The organism is Demequina litoralis (assembly GCF_030418455.1).
In the GTDB taxonomy this organism is placed as follows: Bacteria; Actinomycetota; Actinomycetes; order Actinomycetales; family Demequinaceae; genus Demequina; species Demequina litoralis.
The window spans coordinates 107,090-127,769 of sequence record NZ_JAUHPW010000009.1 but is presented as its reverse complement, the minus strand read 5'-3'; the positions used below and the strand labels follow the sequence as shown (position 1 = coordinate 127,769).

Annotated in this window: 19 protein-coding genes; 18 read left to right on the top strand and 1 reads right to left on the bottom strand. The window is 74.2% G+C overall.

From position 1 onward, the window contains the following. The first annotated feature begins 32 nt into the window (after positions 1 to 32). The 18 genes from hemC to QQX09_RS11770 all read left to right on the top strand — a co-directional run bounded on the left by hemC (position 33) and on the right by QQX09_RS11770 (position 19,057). A complete protein-coding gene (hemC, locus tag QQX09_RS11855) occupies positions 33 to 950 on the top strand; it encodes a hydroxymethylbilane synthase (protein ID WP_301134976.1) in 918 nt (305 codons plus the stop codon). After that, a complete protein-coding gene (locus tag QQX09_RS11850) occupies positions 947 to 1,753 on the top strand; it encodes a uroporphyrinogen-III synthase (RefSeq protein WP_301134973.1) in 807 nt (268 codons plus the stop codon). Before hemC ends, QQX09_RS11850 begins: the two co-directional genes overlap by 4 nt. Beyond that, positions 1,750 to 2,724: a porphobilinogen synthase gene (hemB, locus tag QQX09_RS11845; RefSeq protein ID WP_301134969.1), complete on the top strand. Its 975-nt coding sequence runs from the start codon at positions 1,750 to 1,752 to the stop codon at positions 2,722 to 2,724. The genes QQX09_RS11850 and hemB overlap by 4 nt, the downstream gene beginning before the upstream one ends. Next, positions 2,725 to 4,038 carry a glutamate-1-semialdehyde 2,1-aminomutase gene (gene hemL, locus QQX09_RS11840; protein WP_301134962.1) on the top strand — a complete coding sequence of 438 codons (1,314 nt, stop codon included), beginning with the start codon at positions 2,725 to 2,727 and terminating at the stop codon, positions 4,036 to 4,038. A 315-nt stretch (positions 4,039 to 4,353) separates the two neighbouring features. After that, positions 4,354 to 5,754, top strand: coding sequence for an MFS transporter (locus QQX09_RS11835; RefSeq protein ID WP_301134960.1), 1,401 nt, complete (start codon positions 4,354 to 4,356; stop codon positions 5,752 to 5,754). A 1-nt stretch (position 5,755) separates the two neighbouring features. After that, positions 5,756 to 7,957: a molybdopterin oxidoreductase family protein gene (locus tag QQX09_RS11830; protein WP_301134956.1), complete on the top strand. Its 2,202-nt coding sequence runs from the start codon at positions 5,756 to 5,758 to the stop codon at positions 7,955 to 7,957. Further along, entirely contained in the window at positions 7,954 to 9,501 is a 1,548-nt protein-coding gene (locus QQX09_RS11825) for an FAD-dependent oxidoreductase (RefSeq protein WP_301134953.1), read from the top strand. Before QQX09_RS11830 ends, QQX09_RS11825 begins: the two co-directional genes overlap by 4 nt. Next, the gene (gene nirB, locus QQX09_RS11820) at positions 9,501 to 12,071 is read left to right on the top strand and encodes a nitrite reductase large subunit NirB (RefSeq protein WP_301134950.1); all 2,571 of its coding nucleotides are present in this window, start codon (positions 9,501 to 9,503) and stop codon (positions 12,069 to 12,071) included. The genes QQX09_RS11825 and nirB overlap by 1 nt, the downstream gene beginning before the upstream one ends. After that, on the top strand, positions 12,068 to 12,451 hold the full coding sequence (locus tag QQX09_RS11815) for a nitrite reductase (NAD(P)H) small subunit (RefSeq protein WP_301134947.1): 384 nt from the start codon (positions 12,068 to 12,070) through the stop codon (positions 12,449 to 12,451). The genes nirB and QQX09_RS11815 overlap by 4 nt, the downstream gene beginning before the upstream one ends. Further along, entirely contained in the window at positions 12,448 to 13,671 is a 1,224-nt protein-coding gene (gene cobA / locus QQX09_RS11810) for a uroporphyrinogen-III C-methyltransferase (protein WP_301134944.1), read from the top strand. The genes QQX09_RS11815 and cobA overlap by 4 nt, the downstream gene beginning before the upstream one ends. A gap of 19 nt (positions 13,672 to 13,690) precedes the next feature. Further along, the gene (locus QQX09_RS11805; RefSeq protein WP_301135042.1) at positions 13,691 to 14,800 is read left to right on the top strand and encodes a uroporphyrinogen-III synthase; all 1,110 of its coding nucleotides are present in this window, start codon (positions 13,691 to 13,693) and stop codon (positions 14,798 to 14,800) included. Further along, positions 14,797 to 15,483 (top strand): sirohydrochlorin chelatase, encoded by a 687-nt coding sequence (locus QQX09_RS11800; RefSeq protein WP_301134941.1) that lies wholly within the window; start codon positions 14,797 to 14,799, stop codon positions 15,481 to 15,483. The genes QQX09_RS11805 and QQX09_RS11800 overlap by 4 nt, the downstream gene beginning before the upstream one ends. Next, complete coding sequence (locus QQX09_RS11795; protein WP_301134938.1) at positions 15,473 to 16,180, top strand: HesA/MoeB/ThiF family protein; 708 nt, start codon at positions 15,473 to 15,475, stop codon at positions 16,178 to 16,180. The genes QQX09_RS11800 and QQX09_RS11795 overlap by 11 nt, the downstream gene beginning before the upstream one ends. Beyond that, positions 16,173 to 17,411 (top strand): molybdopterin molybdotransferase MoeA, encoded by a 1,239-nt coding sequence (locus QQX09_RS11790; protein WP_301134936.1) that lies wholly within the window; start codon positions 16,173 to 16,175, stop codon positions 17,409 to 17,411. Before QQX09_RS11795 ends, QQX09_RS11790 begins: the two co-directional genes overlap by 8 nt. Further along, on the top strand, positions 17,408 to 17,908 hold the full coding sequence (gene moaC / locus QQX09_RS11785; protein WP_301134933.1) for a cyclic pyranopterin monophosphate synthase MoaC: 501 nt from the start codon (positions 17,408 to 17,410) through the stop codon (positions 17,906 to 17,908). Before QQX09_RS11790 ends, moaC begins: the two co-directional genes overlap by 4 nt. Positions 17,909 to 18,012: 104 nt before the next feature. After that, on the top strand, positions 18,013 to 18,579 hold the full coding sequence (mobA, locus tag QQX09_RS11780; protein WP_301134931.1) for a molybdenum cofactor guanylyltransferase: 567 nt from the start codon (positions 18,013 to 18,015) through the stop codon (positions 18,577 to 18,579). Further along, positions 18,576 to 18,827: a DUF6457 domain-containing protein gene (locus QQX09_RS11775; protein WP_301134928.1), complete on the top strand. Its 252-nt coding sequence runs from the start codon at positions 18,576 to 18,578 to the stop codon at positions 18,825 to 18,827. Before mobA ends, QQX09_RS11775 begins: the two co-directional genes overlap by 4 nt. After that, positions 18,824 to 19,057 carry a MoaD/ThiS family protein gene (locus QQX09_RS11770; protein WP_301134925.1) on the top strand — a complete coding sequence of 78 codons (234 nt, stop codon included), beginning with the start codon at positions 18,824 to 18,826 and terminating at the stop codon, positions 19,055 to 19,057. Before QQX09_RS11775 ends, QQX09_RS11770 begins: the two co-directional genes overlap by 4 nt. A gap of 80 nt (positions 19,058 to 19,137) precedes the next feature. Here the strand turns inward: QQX09_RS11770 and QQX09_RS11765 are convergent, their stop codons facing one another. Continuing rightward, positions 19,138 to 19,875 carry an HNH endonuclease gene (locus QQX09_RS11765; protein ID WP_301135040.1) on the bottom strand — a complete coding sequence of 246 codons (738 nt, stop codon included), beginning with the start codon at positions 19,873 to 19,875 and terminating at the stop codon, positions 19,138 to 19,140. Between the last annotated feature and the right edge of the window lie 805 nt (positions 19,876 to 20,680).

Here is a 20,680-nt window from a genome sequence, read left to right as displayed (position 1 = left end):
GGCCGTCCGGTGCGGCGACTACCCTGGACGCCATGAATCTCCGCCTCGGCACCCGTGGATCCGCGCTCGCGACGGCACAGTCCGGCCAGTTCGCCGATGCGGTGGTCGCCGCAGCGTCGACCGCGGGCGGCGAGGCCGCCGTCGAGCTGGTCAAGGTGACGACCAAGGGCGACATCGACCGCGGCTCGCTCGTGGGACTGTCGCAGACCGGCGTGTTCGTGACCGCGCTGCGGGAGGCGCTGCTCGCGGGGGAGTGCGACTTCATCGTGCACTCGCTCAAGGACGTCCCGACCCAGCCCTACCCGGGCCTCGAGGTGGTCGCGATCCCCGAGCGCGAGGACCCCCGCGACGTGCTGTGCACCGACGGCCGCACGCTCGCCGAGCTGCCCGAGGGAGCCGCGATCGGCACCGGCTCGCCCCGACGGGCTGCGCAGCTGCTCGCCGTGCGCCCCGACCTCGACGTCCAGCCCCTGCGGGGCAACGTCGACACCCGGCTGTCGCGCATCGGCGACGGCCTCGACGGCGTGGTGCTCGCGGCGGCGGGCCTCAACCGCCTGGGCCGCGGCGACGATGCGACCGAGCCGCTGTCCGTCGAGGACATGGTGCCCGCGCCGGGACAGGGTGCGCTGGCGATCGAGATCCGCGAGGACGCCCCCGACGAGCTGCGCACGCTGCTCGCGACGCTCGACCATACGCCCACCCGCGCCGCCGTCACCGCGGAGCGCGAGGCGCTTCGCGTGCTCGACGCCGGCTGCGCCGCCCCGGTCGCCGCGCACGCCGTGGTGACGGGCGGCCGCCTCACGCTCCACACCCGCGTCATCGGCAACGACGGCACGCTGGCGCTCAACGAGCGCAACTCCGGCGTCCTCGCGGAGGCCGCCGCCATCGGCCGCTCGAGCGGCTTCTCCCTCCTGGGTCGCGGCGCCGAGCGCCTCATGGGTCGCGCATGAGCCTCGCCGGGCGCCGGCTGCTCGTGCCGGTGACGGCCGAGCGCACCGCCTTCGCCGACGACCTCGCCGGCGAGGGCGCCCTCGTCACACCCGTCGCGTTCATCGCGATCGCGGGACCCGCCGACCCGGCCGCCCTCGAGGCCGCCACCCTCGCGTGGCTCGACGGCGCGTACGACTGGATGGCCGTGACGAGCCGCAACGCGGTGCTCGCGATGGACCGCATCGCGCGCGCCCACGGCCGCACGCTCGGGGAGCCGCAGCCGGCCTCAAGGGTCGCCACGGTCGGCGAGGCGACGCGCGGAGTGTGCGCCGACGTCGGCCTGGCCGTCGACCTCGTGCCCACCGCGCGCCAGGACGCCCGCGGCATCGTCGCGGACCTGCCCGAGGGTGACGGCCGCGTGCTCGCGCCGCTCGGCAACCTCGCCTCGCCCGTGCTCGAGCGGGGGCTCGCCCGCAAGGGCTGGCACGTCGACGCCGTCGAGGCCTACCGCACGGTCGACGGCCCGGGACCGGACGATGCGACGGTCGCCGCCGTCGCCGACGGCGGACTCGACGCGGTGCTGCTGACGTCCGGCTCGGTCGCGGAGCGCTTCGCCGCCGCCTGCCCGACCGTCGCCCCCGGCACCCGCATCGTCGCCATCGGGCGCACCACCGAGGCGGGCGCGCGCGCCGCGGGCCTGCGGGTGGACGCCGTGGCCACCACGCCGTCGTACGGTGGGATCCGGGCCGCGCTCGACGCGGCGCTCGACGTCCCTGCCGATCCCGGCAGCGCCACCACCACCGCCGAGGGGGACCACGCATGACCTCGTACCGCCCGCGCCGCCTGCGCACCACGCCCGCGATGCGCCGCCTCGTGCGCGAGGTGCGCCCGCATCCCGCCGAGCTGGTGCTGCCGGTCTTCATCCACGAGGACCTCGCCGAGGAGCGCCCCATCACGTCGCTGCCGGGCGTGTCCCAGCACCCGCTCGACGCGGTGCCGGGCCTGGTCCAGGACGCGATCGAGGCCGGCATCGGCGGCCTCATGCTGTTCGCGATCCCGTCCGTGCGCGACGCGCGGGGCTCGGGCGCGGTCGACCCGGACGGCATCCTCAACCGCGCGATCGGCCTCGCGGCCGAGGCCGCCGGCGACCGCCTCGTGATCATGGCGGACCTGTGCCTCGACGAGTTCACCGACCACGGCCACTGCGGCGTCCTCGACGGTGCGGGCCGGGTCGACAACGACGCGACCAACGAGGTCTACGCCGCGATGGGGCTCGCGCAGGCCCGCGCGGGCGCCCACGTGCTGGGGCTCAGCGGGATGATGGACCACCAGGTCGCGGCGGTGCGCGAGGTCCTCGAGGCGGAGGGGTTCACGGACACCGCGCTGCTCGCGTACGCCGCGAAGTACGCCTCGGCGTTCTACGGGCCCTTCCGCGAGGCCGTCGACAGCCAGCTGCAGGGCGACCGCCGCACGTACCAGCTCGACCCGGCCAACGGCCGCGAGGGCCTCCACGAGGCCGAGCTCGACGAGCTCGAGGGCGCGGACATGGTGATGGTCAAGCCCGCGCTGCCCTACCTGGACGTCGTCGCCGAGGTCGCCGCGCAGTCGCGCGTGCCGGTCGCGGCCTACCACGTGTCGGGCGAGTACGCCCAGATCGAGGCGGCCGCCGCCCAGGGCTGGCTGGACCGCCGCGCCTCGCACCTCGAGGCCCTCACGTCGATGCGCCGTGCCGGCGCCGACATCGTCGTCACCTACGCGGCGCTCGAGCTCGCCGCCTGGCTCAAGGAGAACTAAGTGTCCTCGTACTCGGAGCGCGCCCGCGCGATCCTGCCCGGCGGCGTGAACTCGCCCGTGCGCGCCTGGAACGGCGTCGGGGGAGAGCCCGTCCCGATCGCGGAGGCCCACGGCAGCCGCATCGTCGACGCGGACGGCCGCGAGATGATCGACCTCGTCGCCTCCTGGGGCCCCGCGATCCTGGGCCACGCGAAGCCCGAGGTCGTGGCCGCGGTGCAGGCCGCGGCGGCCAAGGGCCTGTCCTTCGGCGCGACCACCGAGGCCGAGGTCGAGCTCGCCGAGATCATCCGCGACCGCTACGCGCCCGCCGAGCGCGTGCGCCTCGTGTCCACGGGCACCGAGGCCACCATGACCGCGATCCGCCTCGCGCGCGCCGCGACGGGCCGCACCCGCATCGTGAAGTTCGCCGGCTGCTACCACGGCCACTCGGACGCGCTGCTGGTCGCCGCGGGCTCGGGCCTCGCCACCGCGGGCGTCCCGGACTCCGCGGGCGTGACCCCCGGCGCCGCGCAGGACACCCTGGTCCTTCCGTACGGCGACGAGGCCGCGCTCACCGACGCGTTCGCCGAGCACGGCGCCGAGATCGCCGGCGTCATCGTCGAGGCGGCGCCCGCCAACATGGGCGTGATCCAGCCGCCCGCGGGCTTCAACCGCCTCATCTCGACGCTGTGCCGCAACGAGGGCGCGGTGATGATCCTCGACGAGGTGCTCACCGGCTTCCGCGCGGGCCCCGCGGGCTGCTGGGGCATCGAGCGCGACCACGACCTGGCCGCGGGGCTCGACCCGTGGACGCCCGACCTGGTGACCTTCGGCAAGGTCATCGGCGGCGGCCTGCCGGTCGCCGCGCTCGGCGGCCGCCGCGACCTCATGGAGCAGCTCGCGCCGCTGGGCCCGGTCTACCAGGCGGGCACCCTGTCCGGGAACCCCGTGGCCGTCGCCGCGGGCCTCGCGACGATGCGCCTGCTCGACGACGATGTGCACGCCCACGTGGCACGCATCGCCTCGTCGCTCGCGGACGGCGTCTCGGGTGCGCTGACCGAGCGCGGCATCACCCACGCCGTCGGACGCGCGGGCACGCTCTTCTCGGTCTTCCTGGGCCTGGACGAGGCGCCCGTCACCTTCGACGAGGTGTCGCGCCAGGACACGGCGGCCTTCGCGCGCCTGTTCCACGCGCTCCGCCGTGAGGGCGTCGCGCTGCCGCCGAGCGCCTACGAGGCGTGGTTCGTGTCGGCCGCGCACTCGGTCAACGACGTCCGCCACATCGTCTCGACGGTCGCGCACTGGGCCGACGCGGAGGTCGCCGCGCGCGTCTGACGCGGCGTGCGGCCGGTCCCGGGTCGCGACGCCGACGCCGATGCCGACGCCCGCGACCCTACCGCGTGTGGCACCCGGTGCCACCGAGCCACGCCGCCGGCTCGAAGCATCGTCCCTGGTAGATGGCCTTCTTCACGGCCCGCCCGTCACGCTGTGAACCACTTCACGGGGCAGCGCTCCGTGAGGTGAGAAAGAGTTATCCCACGTTTCACAGGGCGTGACGTCAGGCGAAACCTTCCCTCCCTACCTTCGGAAGCGTCCGATTCCCCGTCGGGGCGCCCGCCCCGGTCGGACATCAGTCCCCCGGGAGGGACCATGACCATCTCCGACAAGACCACCGTCGAGGCCGTCGAGCCCGGCGTCATCGGCAAGGGCCGGTGGATCGAGCGCTGGGAGCCCGAGAACGAGCTGTTCTGGGAGGCCCGCGGCAAGTCCATCGCGTTCCGCAACCTCGTGTTCTCCATCGTCGCCGAGCACATCGGGTTCTCCGTGTGGCTGCTGTGGTCGATCGTCGTCGTGCGCATGTACGGCACGTTCGACGCCGCCACGGGCGAGCTCGTCGCCGCCGGCGCCAACGGCTGGGCCCTCACCGCGAGCCAGGGCTTCACGCTCCTCGCCGTCGCCTCCGGGGTCGGCGCGTTCCTGCGCGTGCCGTACACCTTCGCGGTGCCGATCTTCGGCGGCCGCAACTGGACCGTCATCTCGGCCCTCCTGCTGCTGATCCCGACCCTCGGCCTCGCATGGGTCGTCCAGAACCCGGAGACGCCCTTCGGCGTGCTCGTCGCGATCGCCGCGACGGCGGGCTTCGGCGGCGGCAACTTCGCCTCCTCGATGTCCAACATCTCGTTCTTCTACCCCGACAAGGCGAAGGGCTGGGCGCTCGGGCTCAACGCCGCGGGCGGCAACATCGGCGTCGCCGTGGCGCAGAAGCTCGTGCCGGTCGTCATCGGCATCGGCGCGCTCGGGCTGTCCGCCGCGGGTCTCGTGTACGTGCCCCTCGCGCTCGCCTCCGCGATCCTCGCGTTCCTCTTCATGGACAACCTGCGCGAGGCGAAGGCGGACCCCAAGCCCACGGCGGCCTCGCTCCAGCACGGCCACACCTGGCTGATGGCCTTCCTCTACATCGGCACCTTCGGCTCGTTCATCGGCTACTCGGCCGCGTTCCCCACGCTGCTCACGGTGGTCTTCGAGCGCGCCGACATCGCCCTGGGCTGGGGCTTCCTGGGGGCGCTCATCGGATCGCTCTCGCGCCCCTACGGCGGCAAGCTCGCTGACCGCATCGGCGGCTCCATCGTCACCATCGCCTCGTTCCTCGTGATGGCGGCGGCGGGCGCGACCGCGGTGGTGGGAGTCCAGAACGAGTCGCTCGCGCTGTTCTTCGTGAGCTTCATGGTGCTCTTCGCCGCGACCGGCATCGGCAACGGCTCGACGTACCGCATGATCCCGTCGATCTTCGGCCGGCTGCACGCGAGCAAGGGCCAGGACACCGACGCGAGCCGCCTCGACTTCAAGCGGCAGGCGGCGGGCGCGGTCGGCATCATCTCCGCGGTGGGCGCCTTCGGCGGCTTCGCGATCCCGTTCATCTACAAGATCTCGAAGGAGATGTCGGGCACCATCGTCCCGGCCCTCCAGATCTACGTCGGGGTGTTCCTCGCGATGGCCGCCATCACGTGGGTGTTCTACCTGCGCAAGGGCGCGACGATGAGGAACGTCTGACGTGACGACCCCCCAGCAGGACGCGGTGGCGCCGGGACCCCTCCCCGGCGCCGCCGCGGCCACCCACTGCCCCTACTGCGCGCTGCAGTGCGCGCAGACGCTCACCGCGACGCCGGGAGAGCGCCTCCCGGTCGCCGTGGCGGGGCGGGAGTTCCCCACGAATCGCGGAGGCCTGTGCCAGAAGGGCTGGACCTCGGCGGAGGTGCTGCGGGCCTCGGACCGGATCACCACGCCGCTGATCCGCACCGCCGACGGCGGCTTCCGCGAGGCCGGCTGGGACGACGCGCTCGACCTCGTGGCGGGCCGCGTCCGCGACCTCCAGGCCGAGTCGGGGGACGATGCGGTGGCCGTCTTCGGCGGCGGCGGGCTGACGAACGAGAAGGCCTACGCGCTCGGCAAGTTCGCCCGCCTCGCGCTCGGCACGCGCCTCATCGACTACAACGGCCGCTTCTGCATGTCGTCTGCCGCCGCGGCCTCGAACCGCGCGCTCGGCATGGACCGCGGCCTCGCCTTCCCGCTCGCCGACCTCGGCGGCGCGGACGCCGTCCTCGTCCTCGGCTCCAACATGGGCGTGACGATGCCGCCCTTCGTCCAGCACCTCGCGGGCGTGCGCGAGCGCGGCGGCCTCGTGGTCCTGGACCCGCGCGAGACCGTCACCGCGAAGCTCGCCCGCGACGGCGCGGGCGTCCACCTCGCCGCCGTGCCCGGCTCCGACATGGTCGTGCTCCTCGCGCTGCTGCACATCGTGCTCGCCGAGGGCCTGCAGGACGACGCCTACCTCGCGGACCGGGTCGAGGGCCTCGACGACGTGCGCCGCTCGGTGGCGCAGTGGTGGCCCGAGCGCGCCGAGGCCGCGACCGGCGTCCCCGCGGACACGCTCCGCGAGGTCGCACGCCTCCTGGCCGCCGCATCCCCCTCGCGCGGCGGCCGGGGGGCGTACATCCTCACCGGTCGCGGGGTCGAGCAGATGGCGCAGGGCACGGACTGCGTGAATGCGGCGATCAACCTCGCGCTCGCGCTCGGGCTCATCGGCCGCGAGGGCTCGGGCTACGGCCCCGTCACCGGGCAGGGCAACGGCCAGGGCGGCCGCGAGCACGGGCAGAAGTCGGACCAGCTGCCCGGCTACCGCATGATCACGGACCCGGCCGCCCGCGCGCACGTCGCCTCCGTGTGGGGTGTCGACCCGGCGGTCATCCCCGGCCCGGGCGTGCCCGCGGTCCAGCTGCTGTCCTCGCTCGGCACGGCCGACGGGCCCCGCGCGCTGCTGGTGCACGGCAGCAACGTCGTGGTGAGCGCGCCGAACGCGACCGCCGTCGAGGAGAGGCTGCGGGCGCTCGACCTGCTCGTCGTGTGCGACCTCGTGCCGTCGGAGACCGCGATGCTCGCGGACGTCGTCCTCCCCGTCACGCAGTGGGCCGAGGAGGACGGCACCATGACCAACCTCGAGGGCCGCATCATCCGCCGCCGCGCGGCCGTCGCGGCTCCCGGCGAGGCCCGCTCCGAGCTGTGGATCCTCCGCGAGCTCGCGGCCCGCCTCGGCTGTGGTGCGCTCTTCAGCGACGACGCCGAGACGATGTTCGACGAGATGGCCCGCGCCTCCGCGGGCGGCAAGGCCGACTACTCGGGCATCACCTACGCCCGCCTCGACGCGGGCGAGGAGCTGTTCTGGCCCTGCCCCGCCTCGGCGCCGGGGGAGTCCGCCCACCCCGGGACGCCCCGCCCGTTCCTCGAGTCCTTCCCCACGCCCTCCGGCCGCGCGCGCATGATCGCGGTCGCTCACCGCGGCCCCGCCGACGACGTGCGCCCGGGCATGGCGACCTACCTGGTCACAGGGCGCGTCCTCCAGCACTACCAGTCGGGCGCGCAGACCCGTCGCGTCAAGGAGCTGGCGCAGGCCCAGCCCGAGGCCTTCGTCGAGATGCACCCGCTGCTCGCCGAGCGGTACGGGCTCACCGAGGGCGCGGTGGCCTTCCTCGCCACCGCGCGCGGGGAGGCGATGGCGCGGGTGCGCCTCACCACCGACATCCGCACCGACACGGTCTTCATGCCGTTCCACTGGGCGGGCGCAGGCAGCGCCAACCGCCTCACCAACGACGTCACCGACCCGACGTCGTCGATGCCCGAGTTCAAGGTCACGGCGGTCGAGATCCGCGCCGCCCACCGGCTGCGGCCCGCGTCAGAGCTGGAAGGAGCGGCACGATGAGGATCGTCGTCATCGGCCATGGGATGGTCGGCTCGCGCTTCGCGCAGGACGCCGCCGCGCGGGTGCCCGGCGCCCACGTCATGGTGCTCGGCCGTGAGGACGCCGAGCCCTACAACCGGGTGCTGCTGTCGAGCGTCGTGGCCGGCAAGGCCGACCCGGACGGCATCGCGCTCCTCGCTCCCGACACGGACGCCGTCGACGTCCGCCAGGGCGTCGCGGCCGTCGAGATCGACCGGGGTCGCCGCCTCGTCACGGCCTCCGACGGGTCGGTGCACCGCTACGACCGGCTCGTCCTCGCCACCGGCTCGGCCGCCCGCGTCCCGCAGATCCAGCACGTCGCGAACCCCGACGGCCTGGTGCCGGGGGTGAGCGTGCTCAAGGACCTCGCGGACGCGCGGGGCATCCTCGCGGCGCTTCCCAAGGCGCGTCGCGCCGTGGTGCTCGGCGCCGGCGTCCTCGGGCTCGAGGTCGCCACCGGGCTCGCCGCGCGCGGGCTCGCCGTCACCCTCGTGCACCACGCCGACCGCCTCATGGAGCGCCAGCTCGGCTCCTCCGCCTCGCAGGTCGCAGAGGGCTCGCTCGGGCGGCTGGGGACGACGGTCGTCACGCAGGCGTCCGTGACGCGGGTCGTCGAGCGCCGCGGCCGCATCGTGGCCGTCGAGCTGTCCAACGGCGCCGAGGTCCTCACGGACCTGCTCGTCATGTGCGCGGGCACCATCCCGGAGACGGCGCTCGCGCGTCGCGCGGGCCTGCCGTGCGAGCGCGGCATCGTCGTCGGGACGGACCTCGCCTCGCCCGAGGACCCGCACGTCTTCGCGATCGGCGACTGCGCCCAGCCGCCCGAGGGAGGCACCGGCCTCGTCGCGCAGGGTTGGGACCAGGCACAGCGTCTCGTCGACGCGTGGGCCGGCGCGCCCGGCACCGCGCCGGCGGCGCGGGACGATGCGGCGGGCACCGACCGCACCAACGTGGTCCGGGTCAAGGCGTCCGGGCTCGAGGTGGTCACCATGGGTCTGAGCGGCAAGTTCGAGCACGGCGACCGCCAGCTGCGGGCCGTGCGGATCTCGGACCCGGCCGTGGGCCGCTTCGTCGAGGTCGTCGTCCACGAGGGCCTCCTCGTCGGCGCGACCGTGGTGGGGGACAAGGCCACCGCGACCGAGCTCCAGGCGCTCTACACGCGCGGGCTGCCGGTCCCGTCGGACCCGGCCCACCTCATCGTCCGCCCCATCCCGGGCGCGGCGCCCGCGAGCCGGAACGCCGCCGACATGGCGGACGCCGACACGGTCTGCCAGTGCAACACCGTGTCGAAGGGGCGCATCAAGGACGCCATCGCGGACGGCTGCGACTCCGTCGAGGACGTCTCGCGCGCCACCCGCGCGTGCACGGGATGCGGCGACTGCAGGTCGCTGGTGAAGGAGATGCTCGCGACCGCCGCGGGCGGCACCACGAAGGCTCCCGCGTCCGCCGCGGGCGACAGCAAGGTCCCCGCGCTCGCGGGGGCCACCGACAACCGCCCCGCCCTGGCGGGGACGCGGGAGGCATGATGACCACCGAGCACATCGTCGTCGTGGGCGGCGGCATGGTCGCCCACCGGTTCACCGAGGCCATGCGGGCACGCGACACCGAGGGGCGCTTCAGCGTCGAGGTGCTCGCGGAGGAGCCTCGTGCGCCCTACGACCGGGTCGCGCTCACCAGCTACTTCCAGGGCAGGACCCCCGAGGACCTGCAGCTGGGCGACCCCGCGCTGTGGCAGGACCCCCTCGTCGCCCTGCACCGCGACGCCCGCGCCACCGCGGTCGACCGCGACCGGCGCATCGTCACCGTCGAGGGAGGCCGCGAGGTCGCGTACGACCACCTCGTGCTCGCGACGGGCTCGTACGCCTGGGCGCCGCCCACGCCGGGCGCGGACCTCCCCGGCGTGTTCATGTACCGCACCGTCGACGACGTCGCGGCGCTGCGCGGCTGGGTCGAGGAGCGGCGCGCCGAGCTCGGCCGGCCCGTCCGCGGCGCGGTGATCGGCGGCGGCCTCCTCGGCCTCGAGGCGGCGGGCGCGCTGCAGAGCCTCGGGGCGCGCAGCACGGTGATCCAGTTCGCGGACCGCCTGATGAACCTCCAGGTCGACGAGGGCGGCGGCGAGGCGCTCAAGCGGCTCATCGAGCGCATGGGCGTCACGGTGCGCTGCAGCACCGCGACCCAGGAGATCCGCGCCGGCAAGGACGGTTACGTGGGCAGCCTCCTCTTCGCCGACGGCGGCGAGCAGCTGGTCGACGTGGTGGTCTTCGCGACCGGCGTGCGGCCGCGCGACGAGCTGGGCGCGATCGCCGGGCTCGAGCTCGGCGCCCGCGGCGGCGTGGTGGTGGACGACACGTGCCTCACCGCCGACCCCGCGGTGAGCGCGATCGGCGAGGTCGCGTGCATCCAGGGCGCATGCCTCGGCCTCATCGCGCCCGGCAACACGATGGCGGAGATCGCCGTCGACCGCCTGCTGGGCGGCGCGAGCACGTTCCCGGGCGCCGACATGGCGACCAAGCTCAAGCTCCTCGGCGTCGACGTCGCGTCCTTCGGCGACGCGTTCGCCACCACCCCGGGCGCGCTCGAGATGGTCTACGCGGACCCCGTCAACGGCGTCTACAAGAAGCTGGTGCTCACGGACGACGCGAAGACCCTGCTCGGCGGCGTGCTCGTGGGCGACGCCTCGGCGTACGCGTCGCTGCGGCCCATGGTGGGCGCGGAGCTGCCCGGCGACCCGGCCGCATGGATCCTCCCCGAGGGGTCCGTCGAGAAGGGCGAGATCGAGCTGCCGGACGATGCGGGCGTGTGCTCGTGCAACAACGTGTCGGCCGGGTCGATCCGCGAGGCGGTGACCGACCACGACTGCCACGACCTGGGCGCGGTGAAGGCCTGCACCAAGGCCGGCACGTCGTGCGGCTCGTGCCTCCCGCTGGTCAAGAAGATCATGGGGACCGAGCTCGAGAAGGCCGGCATCGAGGTCTCGAACGCGCTGTGCGAGCACTTCGCGATGTCCCGCGCCCAGCTCTTCAACGCGATCAAGGTGGCAGAGGCCACCACGTTCTCCGAGGTCATCGAGCGCTTCGGCACCGGACGCGGCTGCGACATCTGCAAGCCCACCGTCGGCTCGATCCTCGCGTCGCTGTACAACGCGCACGTCCTCGGCGGCGACCGCGCGGCGCTGCAGGACACCAACGACCGCGTCATGGCCAACATGCAGAAGGACGGCACCTACTCGGTGGTGCCGCGCGTGCCGGGCGGGGAGATCCTGCCCGAGCACCTCATCCTCATCGGCCAGATCGCGCAGGACTACGGGCTCTACACGAAGATCACCGGCGGCCAGCGCATCGACATGTTCGGCGCGCGGCTCGAGCAGCTGCCCCAGATCTGGAAGCGGCTCGTGGACGCGGGCATGGAGTCCGGCCACGCGTACGGCAAGTCGCTGCGCACCGTGAAGTCCTGCGTCGGCTCGACCTGGTGCCGCTACGGCGTCCAGGACTCCGTCGGCATGGCGATCGCGCTCGAGCTCCGCTACCGCGGCCTGCGAAGCCCGCACAAGCTCAAGCTGGGCGTCTCGGGCTGCGCCCGCGAGTGCGCCGAGGCCCGCGGCAAGGACGTCGGCGTGATCGCGACGGACAAGGGCTGGAACGTCTACGTGGGCGGCAACGGCGGCTTCACGCCGGTCCACGCGCAGCTGCTCGTGGAGGACGTGTCCGACGACGACGTCTTCCGTGTGATCGACCGCTACCTCATGTACTACATCCGCACCGCCGACCGCCTGCAGCGCACGGCCCCGTGGCAGCAGGAGCACGAGGGCGGCCTCGACCGCATCCGCGAGATCGTGGTCGAGGACTCCCTCGGCCTCGGGGAGGAGCTCGACGCGCACATGGCTCGTCACATCGACTCCTACGAGGACGAGTGGAAGGCCGTGCTCGACGACCCGGTGCGCCTGCGCCAGTTCGCGTCGTTCGTCAACGCCCCCGAGCAGCCCGACCCCTCGCTCGCGTACGTCGAGCAGCGAGGCCAGCGCCGCCCGGCCACCCCCGCCGAGCGCGAGAACGCGCCCGTGCTCATCGCCCCCACCACCCTGGAGGTCCGGTCATGACCGCCGTCCCCGCCACCGCATCGTCCACCGCGACCCGCGTCTGCGCGCTCGCGGACCTCACGCCGGAGCTCGGCGTCGCCGCGCTCGTGGGCGGCGAGCAGGTCGCGATCTTCCTGCTCGCCGACGGCTCGGTGCACTGCGTCCAGAACCTCGACCCGTTCTCCGGCGCGTCGGTGATCTCGCGCGGGATCACGGGCTCGAAGGGCGACGTGCCCACCATCGCGTCGCCCATCTACAAGCAGGTGTTCTCGCTGCTCGACGGGGCCTGCCTGGTCACGATGGACAAGGAGCCCAAGCCGGGACACGCGGCGAACTTGGTCGTTCACCGTGTTCACCTCGACAATGGCGACGTGTTCATCGACCTGGCGGGTGGTGCGTGACAGCTCTCTTCGGACTCGACCTCAAGGATCGGCGCGTGCTCGTCGCGGGTGCCGGCCATGTGGCCTCGCGGCGCATCAAGCGCTTCCTCGCGGAGGGCGCCGACGTGCACGTCGTGTCGCCCGAGGCGAGCGACGACGTGCGGCGGCTCGCCCAGCACGGCGACCTCGAGTGGCGCGCGCGAACCGTCGAGGAGGCCGACCTGGACGGCGCCTGGTTCGTGCTCGCAGCGACGGACGATGCGGCGGTGAACGATGCGGTGGCCGCGTGGGCCGAGGCGCGACGCGTGTTCTGCATCGACGCCTCGGACGCGACGAACGGCACCGCGCGGCAGGCGGCGCTGTCGCGCCACGGCGACCTCGCGGTCGGTGTGATCTCGACCGACCGTCCGGACCCCGCGCGGATCCGGGCGGTGCGCGACGCCGTCGCGGCGCACATCGACGCCGGCGCGGTCGACCTGCGCCGCCGCCGGTCGGGTCACGGCCGCGTCATCCTCGTCGGCTCGGGTCCCGGCGACCCGGGCCTCGTCACGGTGCGCGGACGGCAGGCGCTCGCGGAGGCGGACGTGGTGGTGACCGACCGGCTCGGCACCACCGAGCTGCTCGTCACCGTGCCCTACGACGTCGAGGTGGTCAACGTCGGCAAGTCGCCCGACCGCCATCCCGTTCCGCAGGACGAGATCAACAGGATCCTCGTGTCCCACGCGCAGCAGGGACGCACCGTGGTGCGGCTCAAGGGCGGCGACCCGTTCGTGCTGGGACGCGGCGGCGAGGAGGTGCACGCGTGCCTCGAGGCCGGCGTGCCGGTCGAGGTGGTGCCGGGCGTGACCTCGGCGCTGTCGGTGCCCGCCCGTGCGGGCATCCCCGTCACGCAGCGGGGACTGTCCACCGCCGTGCTCGTCACGTCCGGCCACGCGGGTGCGGACGCGACCTCGGTGGCCGCCATGACGCACGGCACGACAGTCGTCGTGCTCATGGGCGTCGCGGCGCTGCCGGACATCGTCGCCGCGGGCCTCGCAGGCGGCGCACCAGGCACGACGCCGGTCGCGATCATCGAGTCCGGCACCACGGCGGACGAGCGCGTCACGCACGGCACGCTCGACGACATTGTTCTTATCGCAGGGGAAACAGGGGTGAAACCTCCCGCGATTATCGTCATCGGCAACGTATCGAGGCCGGATCTGCTGGCCTCCGAGGTCGCGGCGACGCCGCGACGCGAGTGACGGGGAGGTCCGCGTGTCGATGGTGGGGGAGCCGCTGTCGGGCTGTGTCATGGTCATCACCGCGGACCGCAGGAAGCGCGAGCTCGCATCCGCGCTGGAGCGCCGCGGCGCCCTGGTGCGCCACGCGCCCGCGCTCAGCACCATCCCGCATCTCGACGACGCCCGCCTCATCGAGGACACCCGGGCCCTCATCGCGTCGCCCCCGGACATCGTGGTGGCGACCACCGGCATCGGCTTCCGCGGCTGGATCGAGGCGGCCGATGCCGCGGGCCTCGCCGAGGACCTGCTCGACGCGATCAAGGACGCCCGGTTCATCGCACGCGGGCCCAAGGCGCGCGGCGCCATCCAGCAGGCGGGCCTCGAGGCGGACTGGGTCGCGGAGTCGGAGACGTCGGCCGAGCTGCGCGACTACCTCCTCGCCGAGGGCGTCGACGGGCTCCGCGTCGCGGTGCAGCACCACGGCAACGGGTCCGACGGGCTGGACGAGGCCTTCGAGGCCGCGGGCGCGGAGGTGCAGAGCCTCCTCGTGTACGGCTGGGGCAGGCCCCTCCAGCCCGACCTCCACGACGAATGGATCGACCAGGCCGCGAGCGGAGGCGTCGACGCGGTGATCTTCACGTCGGCGCCGGGTGCGGAGTCGTGGCTCGCGACCGCGCGGGAACGCGGCGTTCTCGAGGGCGCCGCCGCGCGCGCCGCCTCGGGCGACCTCGTGATCGCAGCGGTGGGCCCGGTGACCGCGGCGCCGCTGCACGAGGCCGGCCTCGTGGTGCGCTTCCCGGACCGGTGGCGCCTCGGCGCCCTGGTGCGGCTGCTGGTCCAGGACTTCACCGAGTCGGCGGTCGGGATCCCGACCCCGGACGGCCCGCTCGTGATGCGCGCGACCTCCGCGGTGCTGGACGGGCGCGTGCTGCCGCTCACGCCGACCGGGCTCGAGATCCTGCGTGCGCTCGCGCACGCGAAGGGGAACGTCCTCACCCGTGAGCAGCTCGCGGGCGTGCTGCCGGGCGCCCAGGCGGGCGCCCACGCGGTCGAGGCGGCGATCAACAGGCTGAGGGAGAACTCGGGGGCACCGATGCTGGTGAGAACTGTGGTGAAGAGGGGCTACGCGCTGGCGGTGAGCGCAGCATGAGCACGCTGATCGCATGCGCGCACGGCACGCGCGACGAGGACGGTCAGGCGACCATCCTCAAGGTCGTCGAGGACATCCGCGGCGCGCTGCCGCAGCACGACGTGCGCGACGCCTACGTCGACGTCCACGGCCCGTACTGCAAGGAGGTCGTCGCGGACGTCGAGCCGTGCGACGGCACCTCGGCGGTGGTAGTGCCGCTGCTGCTCGCGGGCGGCTATCACGTCTACCACGACATCGCGGAGGCGGTGAAGGGGCGGGAGGACGTCGCGGCGGCCTCCGCGCTCGGGCCCGACCCGCGGCTCGTCGACATCGTCATGGACCGCATCCACGAGGCGCACATCCCGGAGACCACCACGCTCATCCTCGCCGCGGCCGGCTCGTCCGACCCGCGCAGCACGGCGGACACCGAGGCGGCGGCCGAGATGCTGCGCGCGCGGTGGAGCGGCCCGGTCCGCATCGGCTACGCCGCCGGCATCCACCCCACGGTGGCCGATGCGGTCGCGGACGCCCGCGCCAACGGCGAGGACGGCGAGGTCGCCGTCGCATCGTTCCTGCTGGCACCCGGCTTCTTCCAGAAGCGGCTGGGGGAGGCGGGGGCGGACTACGTCACGGCGCCGCTCGCGCCTCACCCGAGGCTCGTGGAGATCGTGCTGGACAGGTACCGTGACGCGGGTGGCAGCTGACGCGTACGTCCGGCAGCGGGCGCTTCCCGGATTCGGTGGCGAGGGGCAGGCCGCGCTGGGCGCGGCGCGCGTGGCGATCGTCGGCGTCGGCGGGCTGGGCTGCCCCGCGGCCCTGTACCTCGCCGCGGCCGGCGTGGGCGCGCTCACGCTGATCGACTCGGACCGGGTGTCCGTGACCAACCTGCACCGCCAGGTGCTGTTCGGGCCCGCCGACGTGGGCCGCGCGAAGGTGGAGGCCGCCGCATCGTCCCTCGCCGCCCTCGCCCCCGACGTCCGGGTGACCACCCTCGACGCCCGGCTCGGCGCCGATGCGGCCGAGGTGCTCGCGGGCCACGACCTGGTGCTCGACTGCACCGACACGTGGCCGTCGCGGCTCGCCGTGGCCGACGCGTGCGCGGCGCTCGCCGTCCCCCTCGTGTGGGGCGCGGTCCAGGGGTGGTTCGGCCAGGTGACCGTCTTCGATTCCGGGAGGACCCTGCGCGACGTGTTCCCCGAGGAGCCGGCGCCCGATTTCGGCGTGTGCGACGCCGGCGGGGTCCTCGGGCCGCTGTGCGGGCAGGTGGGCGCCGCGATGGCGTCGCAGGCGGTCGTGCTGCTCACCGGCACGGGACGGGGCCTCGCGGGGACGTTGCAGGTGCTGGACGCGCGCGACGGCGAGTGGCGCAGCCTGCCCGTGGCCGGGGGTGCCCGTGCGTAGCGCGGCCGAGCACCTCGCGCAGGTCCTCGCGCTCGTCGGGCCGCCCGTGCCCCGTCGCGTCGCGCTCGCGGACGCGCTGGATGCCGTCCTCGCGGTCGACGTGCGGGCCGCCGGCGATCTGCCGCCCTTCGACAACTCGGCCATGGACGGCTACGCGGTGCGGGCCGCCGACGTCGCGGAGGCGAGCGAGGGTGCACCCGTCCGGCTCGCGCTGGTGGGGGAGTCCGCCGCGGGGCACCCGTGGGACGGGGTGCTCGGGGCGGGGGAGACGGTGCGCATCATGACGGGCGCGCCCGTGCCGGCCGGGGCCGATGCGGTGGTGCCGCAGGAGCTGGTGGCCGCCGCGGCGGGCGCGGTCCTCGTCGACGCGCCCACGCCCCTCGGCCGCCACATCCGTCGCCGTGCGGAGGACGCGCGCGCGGGTGACCTCGTGGTTCCCGCCGGGGTGCGGCTGCGCCCGCGCCACCTCGCGGCGGCCGCGGCGGCGGGTAGCGGCGAGCTCGTCGTGATGCCGGCACCCCGGGTGGCCTACCTGGCGACCGGCGACGAGCTCGTGCGTCCCGGCACGCCGCTCGCCCCCGGGCGGATCTGGGAGTCGAACGCGACGTATCTCGAGGCGGCGCTGCGCAGCCTCGGCGCCGTGCCCGTGGATCTCGGCACCGTCGGCGACCGGGGCGAGGACGTGCGTGCCGCGGTCGAGGCCGCGGATGCGGATCTCGTCGTCACCACGGGCGGCGCCAGCGTGGGCGACCACGACCCGGTGAAGGAGGGGCTCGCGGGTGCGGGTGTCGAGTTCCTGCGGGTCGCGATCCAGCCGGGCAAGCCTCAGGGTCTCGGGGTCGTCGCGGGGACGCCGGTGGTGTGCCTGCCGGGCAACCCGGTGGCGGTCGCGGTGTGCGTCGAGCTGTTCGTGGGGCCCGCGGTGCGCGCGATGCGCGGCATCCCCGAGCCGGAGTGGGAGCCGATGCGCGCCCTGGAGCCATGGCGCTGCCCGCCGGGGCGCGAGCAGGTGATGCCGGTGGTCATCGAGGGGGCGGCCAGCGGTGAGGACGGCCGGCAGGGCGTCGGCGGGAGCAGCGGCAGCGCGGGTGTGCGTCCCGCCACATCGGGCGGCTCTGGTTCCCACCTCGCCGCCCGCCTCGCCGCGGCCGACGGGCTCGCCCGCGTCCGCGCCGAGGCCGACACCGTCGAGGCGGGCGATATCGTCGCCGTCAGGAGGTTCACCGTATGAGCGAGACCAGCGACGCCGGCGCGACCGGGCCCGCCTTCACCCACCTCGATGGACGCGGCCAGGTCCGCATGGTCGATGTGACCCGCAAGCAGCCCACCGTGCGCAGCGCGACCGCCGAGGGTTTCGTCGCGTGCGCTCCGCACGTGGTGGCGGCGCTGCGGGACGGGACGGTGCCGAAGGGCGACGCGCTGGCACTCGCGCGGATCGCCGGCATCGCCGCCGCCAAACGGACCCCCGAGCTGCTGCCTCTCGCCCACGTCATCGGCGTCCACGGCGCGGTCGTCGAGGTCGAGGTGGAGGACGGCGGCGTCCGCATCAGTGCGACCGTGTCGACCGCGGACCGGACCGGTGTGGAGATGGAGGCATTCACCGCGGTGTCCGTGTCGGCGCTCAACATCGTCGACATGGTGAAGGCGCTCGACAAGGGCACCACCATCCGCGACATCAGGCTCGTCGCGAAGGACGGCGGCAAGTCGGGGTCGTGGCGCCGTGGGTAGTCGCGCCGTGGGTCCGAGGACCGTGGGTTTGAACGCCGTGGGTCCGAGAGCCGCGGGTACGAGGGCCGTGAGCAGGAGTGCCGGCGCGTGGGCGGGGTCTCGCCGTGGCTGACCGCTGGGACGCGATCGTCGTCGCAGGAGGGCGCGGCTCACGGCTCGGCGGTGTGTCGAAGCCCGAGCTCGTCGTCGGCGGCAGCACGCTCCTCGAGCGCGCGCTCGACGCGGTCGCGGGAGCGGCGAGCGTGGTCGTGGTCGGCGGGCCTCGCGCCGAGGGTGTGCGCTGGACCGTCGAGGAGCCCGCGGGCGGCGGCCCGGCCGCCGCGGTCGCGGCGGGGATCGCGGAGCTGGCGCGCGAGCGTGAACCCGCACCCGTGACGGCCGTTCTCGGCGTGGACACCCCGCTGGCGGGGGAGGTGCTCCCGCCACTGCTCGACGCCGCGGCCGACGATCGCGGCGCGTGGGCGGTGGACGCCGGAGGCTTCGCTCAGCAGCTGCTGGCGGTGTACCCGACCTCGATGCTCGCGGAGCGGTGCACCGGGGATCTGGCGGGCACCTCGCTGAGGCGGCTGGTCGAGGGGATCCCGATGGCGGGGCTCTCCGCGTCGGGCGACCTCGCCCGGGATCTCGACACCCGCGAGGATGAGGACTACTGGAAGGAGCGGTTGGGATGACCGAGGGCACCATGGATCAGTGGGTCGCGGCGCTCGCGACCGAGCTCGAGCTCGACCTGGGCCAGCTCGACGTGCAGGCGTTGCTCGACGTGGCGCGCGACGCCGCGCACTCCGTCGTGCGGCCGGCGGCGCCGCTCACGACCTTCCTGGTCGGCTACGCGGCGGGCCGGCGCGCGGCGGCGGGAGACGACATCGGACCCGAGTGCGGGACCGCGCAGGCGCTCGCGGCCCGTTGGGCGGCCGAGTGATCACCGTCCGGCTGTTCGCGGCGGCCGCGGAGGCCGCCGACGCGCAGGAGCTCACGCTCGATGTGGGCACCGTGATAGGCCTGCGCGAGGCCCTCGCTGCCCGCGGCGACGAGGCTCCGCGGGTGATCGGCCAGTGCGCGATCCTGCGCGAGGGCACGCGCCTCGAGGACGCCGCAGCCCTCGCCTCCGGGGATCTCGTGGACGTGCTGCCGCCGTTCGCCGGGGGATAGCCGCCGCGCAGCCCATCTTCCGGCCGCCTGGGCATGCCGGTGCGGCGCCTCCCGTGGGGGTGGGCGCCGTCGGGGCGGGGTCATCTGGGTGGGTCGGTGGCGTCGGGGTTGCCGGTGGGGTGGGTGTCGGTGATGTCGATTCGTAGTGCTGCCTTGCCGCCTTGGCGGGGGCGTTGGAGGGGGTCGACCGTGACGGGCGGGATGAACCACACCTCGGTGGCTGTGGCCTTGACCTGCCAGCCGTCGTCGTGGATCCGATGGTGGCAGCGTGTGCACAGGAGGACCCCGTTGGACAGGTCGGTGGGGCCGGAGTCGAGCTTCCACCAGGCAATATGGTGGGCGTCGCACCACGCCACCGGGGCATGGCAGAACGCGCATCCACCGTCCCTCTCGGCGAGCGCGTGGCGTTGGGCGGGGGTGAAGTATCGGCGGGCGTAGCCCACGTCGAGGACCTGGGAGCCGCCACCGAGGACGATGGGGAGCATCCGCGCGTCGACCATCATGCGTCGCATCTGCCCGGCTGACAGCGGTGTCGACACCGCGTCACACGATCCGAGCCCCACCCCGGTGGTGAGGGCGTCGTAGTCGATGCGGATCACGACCTCGGTCGACACCCCCGAGCCGGGCTGGTCGCAGCGCATCCCGTGACGGGCGAGGTCCACCAGCGCGTCCACGCGGATCCGGCCCGCCTCCCCCGGAGGCGCGGCCCCCAATCCCTCGTCGCGGCGCTTGCGGAACGCGTCCTTGACCTGCGCGTCGCACCACGTCTTGATCGGTGCCGCCGATGCCGGATCCAGCAGGCCCGAGATCCGCACCATCCCGTCGGCGCCTTCCGTGAGGGACAGGTAGCGTTCGGCGCGCTGGCGCTTCTCCCGCTCCTCCCACCGGCCCGCAGCTCCAGGCATGCCTTGCGCAGATCCGCCAACGACAGCTTCAACGCCTTCGCGACCAGCGCCTTCTCGACGTCCTCGCCCGCACCGTCGAGGGCCTCGAGGGTGTCGATCACCAGCGCCGCCTGCGCCGCCGACAGGTCGCCGGCCTTCACTGCGGCCGCCACATGACGGAACCTCGGCGTCTCACCGCTGCCACCGCCACCACCGCCGGCGCCCGCGCCGCCAGCACCGCCGGCACCGCCGGCATCGTCACCGTCGTCGCCGTTGTCGAACAGCCGGCCCGTGACGATCGCATCACGTGCCTGCCCGGCCGACCCGCCCCGCTTCTTCGCGACCATCCCGTTGGCGTTGCGGTGACCGCGCCTGCGCGCCATCCCACCACCGGGCTTGTCCTTGGAACGCCGCTCCGCCTCGGCCGCGAGCATCACCCCCGGCACATCCGCCAGCCGCGCCAGCTTCCCCGCGACCTCCAACGCGGTCGCGAGCTCGTCCTCGGACAGGGTGCGCAGGTCGCGCTGCTCGAAGGGCCTGAGCGGCACCAAGCCCTTCGCGACATCCAGCACCGAGAACTCCATGCGACAAGTCCACCACGAGGGTCAGACAACGCCCAGAAGCCATCACCCCAGGTATGTGGACAGTTTCCACCCCAATACTGCCTGTGGACATCACCCCGCACGAGCACGCGCGGACGCGGGGACACGGGCACACGACAGCCAGGCGACGGGCAGCC

Excerpts from the sequence above, each read along its gene's own strand:
- hemC (WP_301134976.1), top strand. The coding sequence starts at position 33 with ATGAATCTCCGCCTCGGCACCCGTGGATCCGCGCTCGCGACGGCACAG.
- QQX09_RS11850 (WP_301134973.1), top strand. The coding sequence starts at position 947 with ATGAGCCTCGCCGGGCGCCGGCTGCTCGTGCCGGTGACGGCCGAGCGC.
- hemB (WP_301134969.1), top strand. The coding sequence starts at position 1,750 with ATGACCTCGTACCGCCCGCGCCGCCTGCGCACCACGCCCGCGATGCGC.
- QQX09_RS11835 (WP_301134960.1), top strand. The coding sequence starts at position 4,354 with ATGACCATCTCCGACAAGACCACCGTCGAGGCCGTCGAGCCCGGCGTC.
- QQX09_RS11825 (WP_301134953.1), top strand. The coding sequence starts at position 7,954 with ATGAGGATCGTCGTCATCGGCCATGGGATGGTCGGCTCGCGCTTCGCG.
- nirB (WP_301134950.1), top strand. The coding sequence starts at position 9,501 with ATGACCACCGAGCACATCGTCGTCGTGGGCGGCGGCATGGTCGCCCAC.
- QQX09_RS11815 (WP_301134947.1), top strand. The coding sequence starts at position 12,068 with ATGACCGCCGTCCCCGCCACCGCATCGTCCACCGCGACCCGCGTCTGC.
- QQX09_RS11805 (WP_301135042.1), top strand. The coding sequence starts at position 13,691 with ATGGTGGGGGAGCCGCTGTCGGGCTGTGTCATGGTCATCACCGCGGAC.
- QQX09_RS11800 (WP_301134941.1), top strand. The coding sequence starts at position 14,797 with ATGAGCACGCTGATCGCATGCGCGCACGGCACGCGCGACGAGGACGGT.
- moaC (WP_301134933.1), top strand. The coding sequence starts at position 17,408 with ATGAGCGAGACCAGCGACGCCGGCGCGACCGGGCCCGCCTTCACCCAC.
- QQX09_RS11775 (WP_301134928.1), top strand. The coding sequence starts at position 18,576 with ATGACCGAGGGCACCATGGATCAGTGGGTCGCGGCGCTCGCGACCGAG.
- QQX09_RS11765 (WP_301135040.1), bottom strand. The coding sequence starts at position 19,875 with ATGGTGCGGATCTCGGGCCTGCTGGATCCGGCATCGGCGGCACCGATC.